General features: G+C 71.0%; 15 protein-coding genes and 1 pseudogene. 7 read left to right on the top strand and 9 right to left on the bottom strand.

The window, feature by feature from the left end; genetic code table 11:
* Positions 1 to 92 precede the first annotated feature (92 nt).
* Positions 93 to 272: pseudogene (locus tag OG538_RS05545) on the top strand (IS256 family transposase); the annotation flags it as partial.
* A gap of 42 nt (positions 273 to 314) precedes the next feature.
* On the opposite strand, the gene OG538_RS05540 reads toward OG538_RS05545, so the two are convergent.
* The 5 genes from OG538_RS05540 to OG538_RS05520 form a co-directional block, all read right to left on the bottom strand.
* Positions 315 to 914, bottom strand: coding sequence for a DUF6058 family natural product biosynthesis protein (locus tag OG538_RS05540; protein ID WP_406090724.1), 600 nt, complete (start codon positions 912 to 914; stop codon positions 315 to 317).
* Between the two features lie 213 nt (positions 915 to 1,127).
* On the bottom strand, positions 1,128 to 1,541 hold the full coding sequence (locus OG538_RS05535; RefSeq protein ID WP_406090722.1) for a hypothetical protein: 414 nt from the start codon (positions 1,539 to 1,541) through the stop codon (positions 1,128 to 1,130).
* A 194-nt stretch (positions 1,542 to 1,735) separates the two neighbouring features.
* A complete protein-coding gene (locus OG538_RS05530; protein WP_406090720.1) occupies positions 1,736 to 4,045 on the bottom strand; it encodes an ATP-binding protein in 2,310 nt (769 codons plus the stop codon).
* Between the two features lie 294 nt (positions 4,046 to 4,339).
* Positions 4,340 to 4,681, bottom strand: a complete 342-nt coding sequence (locus OG538_RS05525) for a GNAT family N-acetyltransferase (RefSeq protein WP_406090718.1) — start codon at positions 4,679 to 4,681, stop codon at positions 4,340 to 4,342.
* Between the two features lie 10 nt (positions 4,682 to 4,691).
* A complete protein-coding gene (locus OG538_RS05520; protein ID WP_406099993.1) occupies positions 4,692 to 5,672 on the bottom strand; it encodes a pirin family protein in 981 nt (326 codons plus the stop codon).
* 122 nt (positions 5,673 to 5,794) lie between these two features.
* On the opposite strand from OG538_RS05520, the gene OG538_RS05515 reads away from it, so the two are divergent.
* Complete coding sequence (locus OG538_RS05515; RefSeq protein ID WP_406090716.1) at positions 5,795 to 6,301, top strand: carboxymuconolactone decarboxylase family protein; 507 nt, start codon at positions 5,795 to 5,797, stop codon at positions 6,299 to 6,301.
* 260 nt (positions 6,302 to 6,561) lie between these two features.
* Positions 6,562 to 6,870: a tetratricopeptide repeat protein gene (locus tag OG538_RS05510; RefSeq protein WP_406090714.1), complete on the top strand. Its 309-nt coding sequence runs from the start codon at positions 6,562 to 6,564 to the stop codon at positions 6,868 to 6,870.
* A 238-nt stretch (positions 6,871 to 7,108) separates the two neighbouring features.
* Here OG538_RS05510 and OG538_RS05505 read toward each other — a convergent pair whose 3' ends face one another.
* From OG538_RS05505 to OG538_RS05495, 3 genes are all read right to left on the bottom strand, one after another.
* Entirely contained in the window at positions 7,109 to 8,098 is a 990-nt protein-coding gene (locus OG538_RS05505) for an alpha/beta hydrolase (protein WP_406090712.1), read from the bottom strand.
* A gap of 158 nt (positions 8,099 to 8,256) precedes the next feature.
* Positions 8,257 to 9,306 (bottom strand): helix-turn-helix domain-containing protein, encoded by a 1,050-nt coding sequence (locus OG538_RS05500; RefSeq protein ID WP_406090710.1) that lies wholly within the window; start codon positions 9,304 to 9,306, stop codon positions 8,257 to 8,259.
* Positions 9,307 to 9,906: 600 nt separating this feature from the next.
* Positions 9,907 to 10,353 carry an Lrp/AsnC family transcriptional regulator gene (locus tag OG538_RS05495; RefSeq protein ID WP_406090708.1) on the bottom strand — a complete coding sequence of 149 codons (447 nt, stop codon included), beginning with the start codon at positions 10,351 to 10,353 and terminating at the stop codon, positions 9,907 to 9,909.
* Positions 10,354 to 10,446: 93 nt separating this feature from the next.
* On the opposite strand from OG538_RS05495, the gene OG538_RS05490 reads away from it, so the two are divergent.
* On the top strand, positions 10,447 to 11,265 hold the full coding sequence (locus OG538_RS05490; protein WP_406090706.1) for an LLM class flavin-dependent oxidoreductase: 819 nt from the start codon (positions 10,447 to 10,449) through the stop codon (positions 11,263 to 11,265).
* The gene (locus OG538_RS05485; RefSeq protein ID WP_406090704.1) at positions 11,262 to 11,696 is read left to right on the top strand and encodes a nucleoside deaminase; all 435 of its coding nucleotides are present in this window, start codon (positions 11,262 to 11,264) and stop codon (positions 11,694 to 11,696) included. The genes OG538_RS05490 and OG538_RS05485 overlap by 4 nt, the downstream gene beginning before the upstream one ends.
* A 12-nt stretch (positions 11,697 to 11,708) precedes the next feature.
* On the opposite strand, the gene OG538_RS05480 is transcribed toward OG538_RS05485, so the two are convergent.
* Positions 11,709 to 12,323 (bottom strand): sigma-70 family RNA polymerase sigma factor, encoded by a 615-nt coding sequence (locus OG538_RS05480; RefSeq protein WP_406090702.1) that lies wholly within the window; start codon positions 12,321 to 12,323, stop codon positions 11,709 to 11,711.
* A gap of 158 nt (positions 12,324 to 12,481) precedes the next feature.
* On the opposite strand from OG538_RS05480, the gene OG538_RS05475 reads away from it, so the two are divergent.
* A complete protein-coding gene (locus OG538_RS05475) occupies positions 12,482 to 13,492 on the top strand; it encodes a MerR family transcriptional regulator (protein WP_406090700.1) in 1,011 nt (336 codons plus the stop codon).
* A gap of 227 nt (positions 13,493 to 13,719) precedes the next feature.
* A complete protein-coding gene (locus tag OG538_RS05470) occupies positions 13,720 to 14,970 on the top strand; it encodes an NAD(P)/FAD-dependent oxidoreductase (protein ID WP_406090698.1) in 1,251 nt (416 codons plus the stop codon).
* Positions 14,971 to 15,136: the final 166 nt, after the last annotated feature.

Here is a 15,136-nt window from a genome sequence, read left to right as displayed (position 1 = left end):
GTGCTCACCTGGGCGCAACCCGGCCAGCGTTTACGGGACAGCCCCGCCGGAGCATGCGCGCCCCGGTCCTCGCGGTCGGCGACGGCGCCCTGAGCAAGGTCACCCGCGGTGCCGGCTCCCGCACCGCAGCCCTGACGATGGTCTTCAAGCTCATCGAGTCCGCAGGCCCTGTGGCGGGCCGTGAACGCGCCCCACCTCGTCGCCCTCGTCCGCGCGGAGCCCGCCTCGAACGCGGCCACCTCGCCGAACGTCCCGAAGCCCGCGCGGCATGAGCGATCGCAACCGATCCGCAGAACGCCACCCATGGATTCGGGTCACGGGCGCGGGAAGCGGGCGCGCGTGGCGTCGATGCAGATGTCCCGGGACGTGGGTCCACCGAACCGAAGACGGTCGTAGGCCGTGAACGCCGGTTCCAGCGTGTCGAGTTCGTCGACCAGTGCTTGCAGCTGCTCAGACCACTGTGCTGAACCGGCATCCGGCTCGTTCGCTGCGGCGCTGATCGCGGTCGTCAGGTAATCCTTGCGCTGAATGGCGGCCGGGGTCACCGAGTGCAGGCACACGTACTGTCCGCTGAGATACGCATTCCACTCCGCCTTCCCGGTGATCGGGTCGGCCCAGTGAGCGGTGAACCACGCTTCGAGCAGCTCTACACCGCCGGCTTCGTCGGCGAGAGCGAACAGGTCGGCCGGCACCATCTCAGCACCGTCGGTGCGCAGATATCCCGGAAGCGGCAGATGCTGCCCCAGCATCAGCCGGCGGACCGCATCGGCATCGCGGCCATGAACTGCGCACAGTTCCTCCAGGGCAACGAACTGCGCGCTGACGTATGCGTCATCGGTATCGGTCATCGGATGGTCGCCGTTGACTTCGCGGAATCGCTCGGCGAGCTGCTGCTTCAGGTCTGTCTCCGGCATCGGGTCGCCTCCGGCGATTACCAGCGCGGGCATCTCCCGCAGGACTCGGCACGCTACCGGCCGGACGGTTCGGCACTCACCGAACCATCGATGGAATCACGACAGCACGAGGGCACCTCGCCCTCGCCCCGCCCATCGATCCACAGCTCTTGACAATTACTCAGACGATGAGCCGGACGTTCTCGGGGCCGTAGAGCACGGCGAGGAAGCGCATCACACTCCGGACCGGACCCCCATGGGTCTCCGGACCGGACCCCCATGGGTCCTGTCTCCTGCCACGTCCTGGCGACTGAGCGAGCCTGAGCTGTGGGTCTCCTGCCAGTCGGCCGATGTCAGCTCCGCCCAAGTGATCCACGTAGTGCCGTACACATCATCGGGTCCGCCGGTAGCGGCGAACACGTCGCGGATTCCGTGGGACGTGTCCTTTGGCAGGCCGCGGTCCTCCGCCGGCGGACGGAAGCCGATGTAGTTGCGGACGCCGAACAGCGCCGCCAGGGCGTCATAGGCATTGCCGGAGTTGAGGAGCCATACGTCGATGGCGGACTGCCACACGGAGTCCTCGTCATCCGGACCCCAGCGATGTGCTCCCGGGTTGCACTCCACCATCCCGCTGAATTCGGTAGACATGCAGGAAGTCTGTTGCCGGGACGGGATCCGTCTTCCGATTCGCAGCGCACCAGCGGCCAACGCGTTGGGTCGAAGCCCGCGGCAGCCTCCCGAATCCTCGGGGCCTCAATAGACCCTGAGTATTGGGGTTGGCTGTCCAGGCCGCGGATCGCGCTCAGTCACAACGGTGTCGCCCCGACGGCCCTCGACCGTGCCTACTCGGTTCCGGTCGTACGGCCGGCCGCAGAGCCGGGCGCAGGGGGCCATGCTCGGTGGGTGTCGAGGTCGGCGAGGCGTGCGCGGGCCTCGGCTAGGCGGATGGGGTCGGCTGCCTTGCCGAGGGCTACCGACCGGGTGAAGGCGTCCCGGGCCTCGTCGCGGCGCCCGGCAGCCAGCAGGACGTCGCCGAGGCGGACCAGGGCGCGGCTTTCCACGCCGTGGTTTCCGCTGTCCCGCCAGAGGTCCGCTGCGGTGCGCAGGTGGTCGGCGGCCTCGGACCAGTTCCCCAGGGCGGTGTGGGCCAGGCCGCAGTTCCTGTGCAGCGTCGCACGGGTGAAGGCGGCGATATGCGGTTCGATGCGGTCGCCGACCTGATCGAGGAAGGCGAGCGTGCGCTGGATCTCCGTGATGGATTCCTCGTGCCGACCCCCCAGGGAGAGATTCTGCGCGGTGTTGCTGATGGCCTGGAGGGTCCCGTGGAGGTCACCGACAGCTTCGAACAGCTTGGCTGCCTCCCGGTTGTGCGGTGCCGCCGCGGCGTGGTCGCCGAGCAGACCCAGGGCCCAGGCACTGTAGTAGTGGGCCCAGCCCTGCTGCCGGAGGTCTTCGGCGCGCCGGGCCGCGGCGAGGGCCCGGGCGGAGCGCTCGACGCTGTCGTGGTGGCGGCCCTCGCAGATCATCAGGGCCCAGGCGTGGTAGTTCAGTTGGGTCGCTTCGAGGAGCGGGTCCCCGAGGGCCTGGGCGCTTTGGACGGCGGTCCGGAAGACCTCGGGCCAGTGCCCCCAGAAGATCCACTGGTCGGAGAACCAGTGCAGGGCCTCGGCGACCTCCACGACGTTGGCGTGATCCCCCGCCGCGGCGGCCGCGCGAAGAGCGGCGAGCCAGTTGTCGCCTTCGGCCTGGAGCCACTGACGGGCGTGTTCGGCGGTGGACAGGTCGACGGTGCCCTGCCAGGTGGGGGGTGGGGCGCCGTGGCCGGGTTCGTACCAGCGCCCGGCCACTATTGTGGTTTCGAGCAGCCAGCGGTGCAGTGCCGACCGGGCCGCCTCGGCGGTCCCGTCGGGCTCCTCGGCCCGCAGTCGGCCTCGGGCGTACAGGCACAGCAGGTCGTGGAAGCGGTAGCGGTCCTGGTCGGTTCCCAGTAGTCCGCTCTCGACCAGTTCTTCGAGGGTGTCCTCGGTTTCGAACAGTGGCCGGCCGGTCAGCTGGGCGGCGCCGGCGGTGCTGACATCGGGACCGTCGACCAGGGCCAGCAACCGGAAGAGGCGGGCTGCTTTGGGGGTGAGCTGGCGATAGGAGAGTTCGAAGGCCGCCGAGACATGCAGGTCACCGGCGGTCAGGGTGTCCAGGCGGCGCTCTTCGAGCGCGAGACGGTCGGCGAGGCGGCGTACGGTCCAGCCCGTGCGGGTAGCCAGCCAGTTTCCCGCCACACGCAGGGCCAGCGGGAGATGCGCACACCGCTGGGCGACCTCGGCGAGCGCGGCCGGGTCGGCGTCCGCGCGCTCCTGTCCGACCAAGGGGGCCAGGAAGGCGGCGGATTCCGCGGGGGAGAGCTCGCCGAGGGGCAGGCGGTGAACGCTCTCCAGGCCGGTGAGCATCCTTCGGCTGGTGATCATCACCATTCCCGCGCCGGCGCTCGGCAGGAGCGGGCGGACCTGTGCTTCGTCGCGGGCGTTGTCCAGCACCAGCAGGCAGCGCCGTTCCGCCAGTGCCTGCCGGTACAGCTCGGGGTGGCCCTGCGGGCCGGCCTTGGCCAGGTCCTGGTCCGCCACCCCCAGCGCCTTCAGGACACGGAGTATCAGCTCGGCCGGGCCGGGCGGGGTGTCGTCCATGCCGCGCAGGTCGACCATGAGCTGCGCGTCGGGAAAGCGGTCGGCCAGCATTCGGGTGGCGTGCAGTGCCAGGGTGGTCTTGCCCGTCCCCGGCGGCCCGGGCAGCACCACGACCACCGGCTGTCCGGCGGCCTGTCCGGCCAGTGCCGTCAGCCGTGTCAGCTCCGCCTCCCGGCCGACGAAATCGTCGATGCCGCGCGGGAACGCACGCACGCCGGACGCGGTGTGACGGGGTTTGCGGCCGGTCCGGGCGGCGGCCAGCAGACGCTCCCGCTCCACTTCGCCGAGTCCCAGGCCGGTCGCCAGCGCGGCGACCGTTCCCCGCTGTGGAGTCGCCCGCCGCCCCCGCTCGAGATCTCCGATCCCGCGGACGCTGACCCCCGACGCCTCCGCCAGCGCCTCGATCGTCAGCGACGCCTCCGACCGCAGCTGACGCAACAGTGCGCCGAATCCCTCACCACCCACGTCGGCCACCCGGCCCCACCTGCTCCCTCACGTCACCCACACCCGAACCGCTCGTGCCCGAACAAGGCGAGTCGGTCGGCGGCGGCGAGGAAGATTTTACGGTGCTGACCAGGGGCATTGCCCCGGTGGTGCAGCCCGCAGGGGCGGCTCCCCCTACGCGATCCAAGCTACACCGGCTCCGTACGGACCCTTCCATGAGGAGGTCTCGGAGGATGCGGCTCGCCCTCAGGGGCCCGGCTGCGGGCACACAGGCCCACGGTCCTGCGTGCCCGCAGGTGCGAGTGACCGGGCGGCGGCGCAGGATCAGTGCCGGCGCTGGGCCTCCAGCCAATGCAGGACTTCGGACGTCACGGGGTCGGTGATGTCGGCGAACTCGTCGTGCTTCTTGAGGAACTTCGCCACGTAGGGGCAGACCGGCACGATGCGCTTCCCGGAGGCGCGTACGTCGGTCAGGGCCTGCTGCACGAGTACCGAGGCCAAGCCCTGTCCGGCGAAGGCGTCGTCGATTTCGGTGTGGTAGAAGACGCGCTGATCATCTCGGTCCCGGTAGGCGGTGAGGCCTGCGGTTTTGTCGTCGACCAGGATTTCGTAACGGTGCTTGGCGTCCACTCGGCGGACGGTAGGAGCGGCGGCGGGCTGAGTCATGGTGTGCCTTTCAGTGACGCGTCGGGTTGGTGCGCGGTGCGAGGGTGGCGTTGGGCAGGGCGGGCGCCGGCAGGCGGTCGCCGTCGTACGCGTCGACGTTCCCGAAGCGGTCGGACGCGTCCTGCCAGGCCGTCCTGGCTTCGGCGATGTCTTCGTGGCTGCGGCCGATGAAGTTCCACCACATGACGATCTGTTCTTCGAACGGTGTCCCGCCGAGCAGGACCGCCCGAGCCGGGGTGTCCGTCTCGTTCGTCAGCGTCAGGGTGTCGTTTCCCGCGTGCAGGTATCCGAGTTCCGTCGGTCGAAGGGGCGTTCCACAGACGCGGACATTCCCTCGGTCGACGAGCAGGCCGTGCTCGAAGGCGGGATCCACCGGGAGTGTGGTCGTCGAGCGCGGCTCCAGGAGGAGTTCGGCGCCGAGCAGGGGGGTGAACGTCCCCACCGGAGAGGTGTCGCCGGCCAGAGACCCCAGGAACACTCTGACTTCAGCCCCGCCCACGGTGACCGGGCTCGGGACGTGGTGCCGGAAGTCACGGCCGGTGTGCCGGTGTTCTCCGGGCAGGGCCACCCACAGCTGCACGCCGTGCAGGAGCGTGGTGCGGGGGGTGGAGACTTCCGAATGGCTGATGCCGTACCCACCGGTCATGAGGTTCAGCTCACCGGGCCGTACCAGTGCGTGGTTGCCCATGCTGTCGCGGTGTTCGATCTCTCCGCTGAACAGCCAGCTCACGGTCTGCAGGCCGGTGTGGGGATGGGGAGCGACGTCCATGCCGCCCGTGTCGGCGACGTCGTCGGGGCCGTAGTGGTCGATGAAACACCAGGCCCCGATCAGCGTGCGGGCGCGCTGCGGCAGGGTGCGCCGGACGCTCATCGCCCTTGGCCCGCCCAACGGGACGTCCCGCGCGGTCAGCACGTCGACCTGCGGGGAGCCCTCGGCGTGCTCCCCGTCACCGCCGGGCAGGCCGTCGGGATCCGTGTCGACGTTGTTCATCGCGCTGCCTCTCACACCCGAAGGTGATTTCATATTCAACAATGATGCCTGATAGTAAGTCCTTGCTCAGCACATGCACGGCAAACCGAGCGAGGGCGGGAGCGGCCCCGAAGGAGTCCACGTTGAGTCACCCCACAGCAGACCCCGCGAGCCGTAGGGTCTTCATCGACAAGCAGAGCCCCAAGGCCTACCGCGCACTGGTCGAGACGGCCGATGCGGTCCGCGCGGTCGCCGACGAGGCGGGCCTGGACCGCCGCTCGGTGGAGCTGATCAACCTCCGCGTCTCCCAGCTCAACGGCTGCGCCTTCTGCCTCGACGTGCACACGAAGGCCGCGCTGCGCGCCGGTGAGACCACCCAGCGGCTGGGCGTGCTGGCCGCGTGGCGCGACACCGAACTGTTCACGGAACGGGAACGCGCGGCGCTCGGCCTGGCGGAGGCGACCACCGAACCCGCGAACGCCGTCGCTCAGGAAAGTGCCTACGAGACAGCACGACAGGTCCTCGATGACGACGAGATCTCCGCGGTGATCTGGGTGGCGATCACCATCAACGCGTTCAACCGGGTCTCCGTCCTGAGTAAGCATCACGTCCGCAGGGCCTCCCTGATACCTGGATCCTCACGTGTGTGATCACCTCCTCGTTCGCGCGTGAACACCATCCGGAGCGCCACGAAGGCCCGGCCGCCCCGGATGCGCCCGCGGACGTCGACGACGCTTTCAGGGTCCGAGCCGCTTCAGCGGCCGGGGCGGCGTGCGCGGTGTCCGAGCCGCAGGCGCGCACAGCACACTAGCGGCGACCGCGGAAGGCGCCTTGCCTCTCGGTGCACCGGATGTGGCCTGTCCGCGCCCGGGGCGGGGCGCGGACGCCGGACCGTGCGCCCGAACGCCCGGTGACCGGGCAAGCCGCCGACACCTGTCGTGCCATCGCGACCGGCGCCCTCGGTCATGACTACGCCGCCCTCGGGCGGTGGCGCGAGGCCGCCGACTTCCATCGCCGGACCGTGGTGCAGTCCCACCGCACCGGCCAGACCATCCTGGAGGGCCTCACACTGCTGGGGCTGGGTGAAGCCCTGACCGAACCGGGGGACACCGAGGAAGCCCGCTCCTGCTTGCGTCGGGTTCTCGTCCTCGGCGACGCGGCCGACAGCAGCCGTCTGAAGGCCGCTCAGGAGCTCCTGGACACGCACTCCGGCGAGTGAGTCGCGCCCCGGCGGCCGCGACGTGCCCCGGGTCGGCATCCTGCGGGGCTGCCACGGGCCCGGTGATCATGGCGGAGACCGACGCGAGGGGACAAAGGAGGGAGGATCGCTCTGCCCACGACGCTGCCGGCTCCCGACCGGCCCCCGTGCCGTGTCACTCGCGGTCACACGCGCCCGCGTCGCCCGCTCGGGCGGCTTTCCGGTGGGGGCGACGGACACCCCGCGGCGCAAGGAGCAGTCAGGCCCGGTGCCGGTGCAGGGCGATGTGCAGGGTGTCGAGGGCCTGGATGAGGGCTGCGCGAGCGGCGTCGGTGTCGCGCAGCGGATCGAGCACCATGAAGCCGTGGATCGTTCCGTGGTAGCGCATGGAGACGACTGCGACGCCGGCCGCCCGGAGCTTCGCCGCGTAGGCCTCACCCTCGTCACGCAGCACGTCGGCCTCGCTGGTGACCACCAGCGCCGGGGGAAGTCCGGCGAGCTGCTCCAGGGTCGCCTGCAACGGCGACGCGGTGACCTCGTTGCGCTGTCGTGCATCCGGCAGGTACTGGTCCCAGAACCAGCGCATGGTCTCGCGGCCGAGGAAGTAGCCCTTGGCGAACTCCTGGTACGAGGGGGTGTCGAAGTCGGCATCGGTGATGGGGCAGAGCAGCACCTGTTGGAGCAGCCGTACTCCGCCGCGCTTCTTGGCGAGGAGGGTCAGTGCCGCGACCAGGTTGCCGCCGGCCGAGTCGCCGACGGCGGCCATCCGGCTCCCGTCCAGGCCGATCTCGCCACCTTGCTCGCAGATCCATTTGGCCACCGCGTAGCACTGTTCGACGGCGATCGGGTATTGCGCCTCGGGGGCGCGCTCGTACTCGACGAAGACCACGGCCGCGTCCGTACCGAGGGCGAACGCGTGCAGCAGGCGCTCATGGGTGCCGGCATCACCCAGGACCCAGCCCAGACCGTGCAGGAACAGCACGACGGGGATCTCGCCGACGCTGTCGGCGGGCCTGACCACCTTCACCCGTACGTGACCGGTCGGCCCGCCGGGCAGCGCGAACCACTCCGTGGAGGTCTCCTGCTCGTCGGGCGGAAGGTCCTCGCCCTGCAACCGGGCCAGGTCCAGTCGGGCCTGTGCCAGGTCCGGGTCGTGCCCCGACGGTGGGCAGGTGTGTCTGTCCACGAACGCCCGGGTGCCGTGGTCCAGGACCGGGTGCCGAAGGGGCGATGCGGCGAAGTCGGTCACGCGGTCTCCTGCCGAGAGGGCCAAGCGAAGTGCTGGAAGGAAGGGGTTCCCGGCGCACCGAGCACACGGTCGAGAGGCGGCGGACGATGCTGCGGCTGCCGGGCCGGGACAGCACCGTCGTGGGTGCGGGGCGTCCCGCGCGGCTCCGAGCGGGCACCCTACCCCCTGGAGGGCGCGAGGTCGGACGCCGGCCGGTCTGCCACCGTCGACGAGAGCGCCGGCCTGCGGACGGGAGGGAGTGCGATGTCGCCCTGGGGGGTGCGCAGGTTGCGCCATTCGCGGGGGGAGACACCGTAGGCGGCGCGGAAGGCCCGGCTGAAGTGGGCGGGGTTGACGAAGCCCCACCGCTGGGCGACGGCGGACACCGTGGGGGCTGTCCTGCCGCGGCGGGCCAGTTCGCGGCCGCACTCCTCCAGGCGCCGCTTCTGCACGAGCCGGGCGACCGTGGTCCCCTCGCCCTCGAACAGCCGGTGGAGGTACCGGATGGAGATCCGGTGCGCCCCCGCGATGCTCTCCGGTGACAGGTCCGGGTCGCCCAGGTTCTGGTTGATGTGGTCGCGGATGCGCAACAGGAGGTGGTTGCGGGCGGTGTCCTCGGCGTCCGCACCGCTCGCGTGGGTCCGTTCGGTGATCAGAGTGGCGATCAGGTCGACGACATTGCCGGCCAGCCGGTCCGCCACGGCCGGCGGGTAGGCGTCCGTCGCGGAGGCCAGGGACGCCAGGAAGGGGAGCAGCACCGCACCGAAGCCGTCCCTGGTGCCGATGGCGTGGCCCGTGACCTGACGGATTTCGGTGTCCGGCACGCCCAGCACGCGGCGCGGCAGTTGGAAGACGTGGGTGGCGAACCGGTGCGGATAGTCGAAGGAGTACGGTCGGCTCCTGTCGCACACCACCAGGTCTCCTTCACCCACTTCGGCCCGTCGGCCGTCCTGGACGAAGGTGGCGGTGCCCGATATCTGGACACCGACGGCCACCAGCGCCTCGGACGAGCGGGCGATCTGAGCCGGAGTACGGCTGACCCGTTCCGCGTCGGCCTCCATGGTGGAGACCTGGAGGTAGCCGAGGCGGTTCGTGACGATGCGGGCGTCGAAGGGGCCGTCGTCGCGCGGCGTGACGGTCATCGGCACCAGCGTCCTGTTCAACGCGTCGTTCCAGTACGTGACCTTGTCCCGGTCCGGCACCGAGGCGGTTGTCAACACCGGGCTCAAGTTGCTCCTCTTTCTGGGAAGTGGCTCAGGGGCGGCAACGGACGGCTGCACCTCCCGGAGGGCTGTGTCCGGTGCCCGGCGACGCCGGGTGGCTCGTGGTGCGAGCAGCGACCTTGCTGCACAGCGCCACCGGCCTGCATTCGGCGAGATCCGGGTGACCGCCCGCACCATCAGCCAACCAGGGGAGCGCTTCACTCTCCAGGCAGAACTACAGGCAGAACTCGCGGGGAGCGGACCGGGGAAGCGCGTGCCGGCGAACCGTGGAGCCAGGAGTTTCCTGTGCTTCTGTTCGCAACGGGCCTCGAAAGCGACCTGCGGCCCGTTCGGTGATCGCGCGAGGGTCCTGCTCGGCCCGGTACGGGCGAACCCGCTCGCCGGAGCGGCTGACAACGGCATCGGCGGCGAGGCCCCCGGCGATCACCGAAGCCCCGGGCCCCGCGACCTTCGAAGGGTGCGGTCAGGAAGGAATGACGACTCCGAAAGGAGTGGGCTCCGGCGCGCTGGTGGGGGCTCAGTGAATGCTGTCGAGCCCGGGCGCACCCGGAGCGCTTCGTTGTACCACCTCAACGTGCGGGGCTGCGGCGGCCGGTCAGCTGTCCGTCAAGGCCGGTCGGGTCCGCGATACGGCAGCGTCTGGCTGTAGACGACGCTCGTCGTCGTGCTGCCGAGGCCGGCCAGCTCGTCCATGAGTGCCTCCAGGTGTTCCATGGAGGTCGCGGCCACCTTCAGGGTGTAGCAGTCGTCGCCGGTGGTCCGCAGACACTCCAGGATCTCCCGCCTGTCGCTGAGCAGCCTGCGCAACGGTTGGTGGCGGTTTCCGGGGTACTTCAGACGGACGACGGCGAGTACGGGGAAGCCGACCTTGGCCAGGTCGACCACGGCGCGGTAGCCGGTGATGACGCCCGTCGCCTCCAGGTGACGCACCCGTTCCGTGGTGGCCGACGATCCGAGGTTCACCCGCCGCCCCAGCTCGCTGAGGGAGAGACGCGCGTCCCGTTGCAGCTCGTCGATGATCGCCCAGTCGATGTCGTCAAGATTCCCGGCCATATCGCGATTCTACCGGGAAACCAACAGGGGAATGCGAGGGCGACCGGGAGAAGCTACTTCCGGGCTCCGTGATCGCCGGGATAGCCTCCACTCATGCAACTTGGCGTCAATGTACCGAACTTCGGGCCGGGAACCGACCCCGGAGTGCTGCGCGAGTGGGCACGCGTCGTGGAGGGACTCGGTTATGACCTCCTCATGGTGTCGGATCACGTGGCTGTCACTCCGGACGTGGCCGAGCGCTATCCGGCGCCGTTCTACGAGCCGTTCACCACACTGTCCTGGGTGGCCGGCATCACCTCCCGGGTGCGACTGGGCACGACCGTGCTCGTGCTGCCCTATCGGCATCCGCTGCTGGTGGCACGCATGGCCACCAACCTCCAGCAGCTCAGCGGCGGCCGACTCGTGCTCGGGGTGGGGGTCGGCTGGGCAGCCCGGGAGTTCGACGCGCTCGGTGTGCCGTTCACCGCGCGCGGCAGGCTCACCGACGAACACCTCGTCACCCTGCGGAAAGCCTGGCGCGAGGAGGCCGACGAGAACACGGCCCCGATCCCCGTCTGGGTCGGCGGTAACAGCGAAGCGGGAATCCGGCGCGCCATCAGGTTCGGCGACGCCTGGCATCCGCTGCGGGGAACCCTTCCCTGGATGCGCTCGGTCCTCGCGAACCACTCTCTGCCGGCGTTCGCGCCCCGCATTGCCCTGCGGCTGACCACCACACCGGTCGACGACCCCGAGCGGCCCGCGGGCACCGGCACCCTCGAACAGATCCTCGACGATCTCGACCGGCTGCACCACCTCGGGGCCGACACCGTCGTGCTCGACCCGTACCACGGAGACCCGGAGGACACCCGCCGGCCCCACGCTGCATGGCAGGCGCTCACCGCCGTAGCCACCCACTGGAGGACACCATCGTGATCACCACCGCCGACGAGGACCTCCTGCGGCGGGCGATCGCCATCGCAGCCCATGCCACCACCGTGGGCGACGCGCCGTACGGCTCACTGCTGGCCGGCCCGGACGGCACGATCCTCGCCGAAGCCCACAACACGGTGCGCCGCGACCATGACATCAGCGCCCACCCCGAGCTGAAACTCGCCCGCTGGGCGGCCCGCGAACTCGACCCCGGCACGGCCGCCCGCACCACCATGTACACCAGCTGCCAACCCTGCGGCATGTGTGCAGGCGGCATCGTCCGCTCCGGGCTCGGCCGGGTCGTCTACGCCCTCTCCACCGAGCAACTCATCGCACTCAACCCGGAGTCGGGCGCCTGGCCGAAGACACCGCAGGACGGCCCGGCCCTGTTCGAGGAGGCACGCGTCCCCATCGACGACCGCCACCGGCCCTGACGGCTTCGACGGTCATCGGTTCGGTCGGATGCCTGCGCCGTGCACGCCGGGCTGGTCGATCATCAGACGCAGCCGGTGCAGACCGCGTCGAGCGTGACTCTTGACCGTCCCCAACGGCACACCGGTGCGCTCCGCGATCTGCACCTGGGTCAGATCCTCGTAGAAGGCCATCCGCAGGACGTCGCGCTGAGCGTGAGGCAGTTGGGACAGAGCCTCGGCGAGCAGCACGCGGTCCAGTACGGCATCCGGTGCGGCCTGGGTGAGCCGGGTGGGCGTGGCGTCCCGCGTCGCCGAGTCGACGACGGCCATGCGCCGTGTCCTGGCGGCCAGAGCGTCGATGATCTTGCGGCGGGTGATGCCGACCAGCCAGGCGCCGAGCGCGCCTCGCTCCGGCCGGAATCCGTGCCGCCCGCGCCAGGCGCCGACGAAGACCTGCTGGGTCACGTCCTCGGCCTCGTGGACGTCGCCGAGGGAGCGGGTGGCCATGGTGCGGACCAGCGAGCCCCAGTGACGGTAGATGGCCGCGAACGCCTCCTCGTCCGCGGCGACGAGACCACGGGCCAGGTCCTCCTCGTACCGCGTCTCCTCCGTGCCGGGGGCGGTGATCGTTCGCGTGCTCGTGTTCATGACTTGATTCCTCCTGCCGTGTGCTGCGGGGACGGAAGTTCCCGCGTCGGACGGCAAGTTCGCCGGTCGCCGTGCGTGGCCGCCGTGCGTGCGGGCCAGTCTTGGACGCACAAATGACGCAAGCAACATGCGTCGTTTGTGCGTCGTACGCTGGAGGCATGGACGCGGCGACGGGTGACGGTGAGGGCCGGGACGGCGGCGAGGGCTGTTCGCAGGGCGGCGGGCTGACCACCGGCGAGGTGGCCAGGCGTCTGGGGGTGGCTCCCACCACGGTCCGTACGTGGGACCGCCGGTACGGGCTCGGCCCCGAGGGGCACACCGGCGGCCGTCACCGGCGGTGGACCGCACGGGACGTGGCCCGGCTGGAGCGCATGTGCGCGTGGACGGCGACCGGACTGCCGCCCGCCGAGGCCGCCCGCCTGGCGCGCAGGGAGGAGCCGCTGACGGCGGCTCCGCCGGCACGGACGGGCGTCGGGGCGCCGCCGTTCCCGGCCCACGCGCGCAGCCGGGCGGGGAGCGGTATGCGGCTCGGCGACGTGCGTCAGGAATGCAGGGGGATCGCCCGGGCGGCCCTGCGCCTCGACGCCGCCGCACTGGACGAGCTGCTGTGCACCGCGATAGCCGAGCACGGACTGGTCACCGCCTGGACCGAGGTGATCATGCCGACGCTCCAGGCCGTCGGTCGTAAGTGGGAGACCTCGGGCGAGAAGTACGTCGAGGTCGAGCACTTCCTTTCCTGGCACGTCTCCGGCGCGCTGCGGCGAGCCGTGCCCCATACGGCCGCCGACCGGCGAGGCGCCACCACGGTGCTCGCCTGCGTCCCGGGGGAGATGCACACACTGCCGCTGGAGGTGTTGTCCGCCGCGCTGACGGAGAGGGGCGTTCCGGTGCGCATGTTCGGCGGAGCGCTGCCCGTCGAGTCGCTCGTCTCCGCGGTGCGCAGGACCGGCCCGGCCGCGGTGGGGCTGTGGGCACAGTCCCGTACCACCGCCAGCCGGCCGCTGGCCCAGCACGTGGCCGGTATGGAGTGGGGCGTGCGTGGAGCCCGTCGAAGGCCGGTCGTCCTGACCCTCGGACCGGGCTGGGCAGGTCAGGCGCCGGTCGGCTCGGCGCGCCCGGTGGGACTTGCCGAGGCCGTCGCCACCCTGGAGTCGGTGGTTGCCCAGTGACGTCCCGTCGTCAGGCTGCTTGGTCGTGGCGCCTGGCATCGGCCGGCGGAACGTGGTCCGCTGGACCGGCGGCCGCCCCTGCGCCACTCGTCGTCGGCCGGCTGCCCTCGGCGCCGCGTTCGAGGCGGCGGCCCGTGCCGGCGGGTACCGGGCTCCGGCCGGGTGAAGGACGGGAGAGGCGCCCGCGCTTCCGTGCGCCACAGCTGTCGAGTCGACCGAGGAGCGACATGACCGACCAACACCGCCGGGCACCGGACGCCGTCGTGATCGGTGCGGGGCTCGCCGGCCTGGCATGCGCGCTGGACCTGTCCCGTGCCGGACGGCGGGTGGCCCTGCTCGAGGCGTCCGACGGGGTGGGCGGCCGGATGCGCACGGATCGGCGGGACGGGTTCCTGCTGGACCGTGGCTTCCAGGTGTTCAACACCTCGTATCCACAGGTGAAGCGGCGTCTGGACTTGAGGAGCCTGCGGCTGCGGCCGTTCACCGCGGGCCTCGTCGCGCACACACCGAAGGGGCCGGTCCGTCTCGCCGACCCCACGAGGGAGCCCGGTGCGGCGGGGGCTCTGCTGCCGGGGCGGGTCTTCTCGGCCCGCGACCTGGCCGCTCTGGCGGCACTCACCGCGCGCGACGCCGTGCTGCCCGCTTCCGCTGTCAAACGGCGCAGGGAGGGCTCCACTTCGGCGGCTCTGACCCGGGCGGGAGTGTCGGACGCCGCGATCGCCGACATCCTGCGGCCGTTCCTGGCCGGTGTCTTCCTGGAGGACCGTCTGGAGACCTCCGCGCGCTTCTTCCACCTGATCTGGCGAAGCATGGTGCGGGGGTCCCTGTGCCTGCCGGCGGCAGGCATCGGCGCCGTGCCGGCCCAGCTCGCCGAGGGCCTGCCCGGCGGCGTCCTGCGACTGGGTGCCCCCGTCGAGGAGATCACCGACGCCGGAGTGCTGCTGAAGGACGGGGAAGAGGTGCCGGCCCGGACCGTCGTGGTGGCGACGGACCCCGCGACCGCCGCCCGGCTGCTGCCCGCACTCACCGTGCCCGGCACACGTACCGTCACCACCTACTACCACGCCACCGACAGAACACCGACGGACGAACCCGTCCTGATGGTGGACAGCACCGGCGCGATCCTGAACACCTGCGTACTCAGCGCGGTCGCTCCCACCTACGCGCCCCCCGGCACCGGGCTGATCTCCACCTCCGTACTGGGGACGGACCGCCCCGGCAGAGCACCGGCGGTCCTCCGGCGTCTGGCCGAGCTGTACGGCAGCGACACGAGTGGCTGGCAGCAGGTCGCCGCCTGCACGGTCGAAGGCGCGCTGCCGGAGATGCTTCCTCCGTGGCCGCTGAGCCGCACCACCCGCCTCGGCCCCGGCAGGTACGTGTGCGGGGACTACCGGGCAACGGGATCCGTGCAGGGCGCCCTGGCATCGGGTGCGCGTGCCGCGCGGGAGGTGGCCGCCGACCTGGGGCGGCAGAGATGACGCCGGGACCACGTCGTGACCGGCCGCATCCGTGGAAGGCCCAGGGCCCGTAGTACTGACCGATCGGATGACCTCGTCGGATCTGTATCCAGGAGTGAAGTGTGGAACTGAGGGGTGCCCGTGTCCTGGTGGCCGGTGCCACCGGAGTGCTGGGCGGTGCCATCGC

This window comes from Streptomyces sp. NBC_01013 (genome assembly GCF_045162765.1).
Classification (GTDB): domain Bacteria; phylum Actinomycetota; class Actinomycetes; order Streptomycetales; family Streptomycetaceae; genus Streptomyces.
Note: the sequence above shows the minus strand (reverse complement) of the source record. Positions and strands in the feature narration are given on the sequence as shown.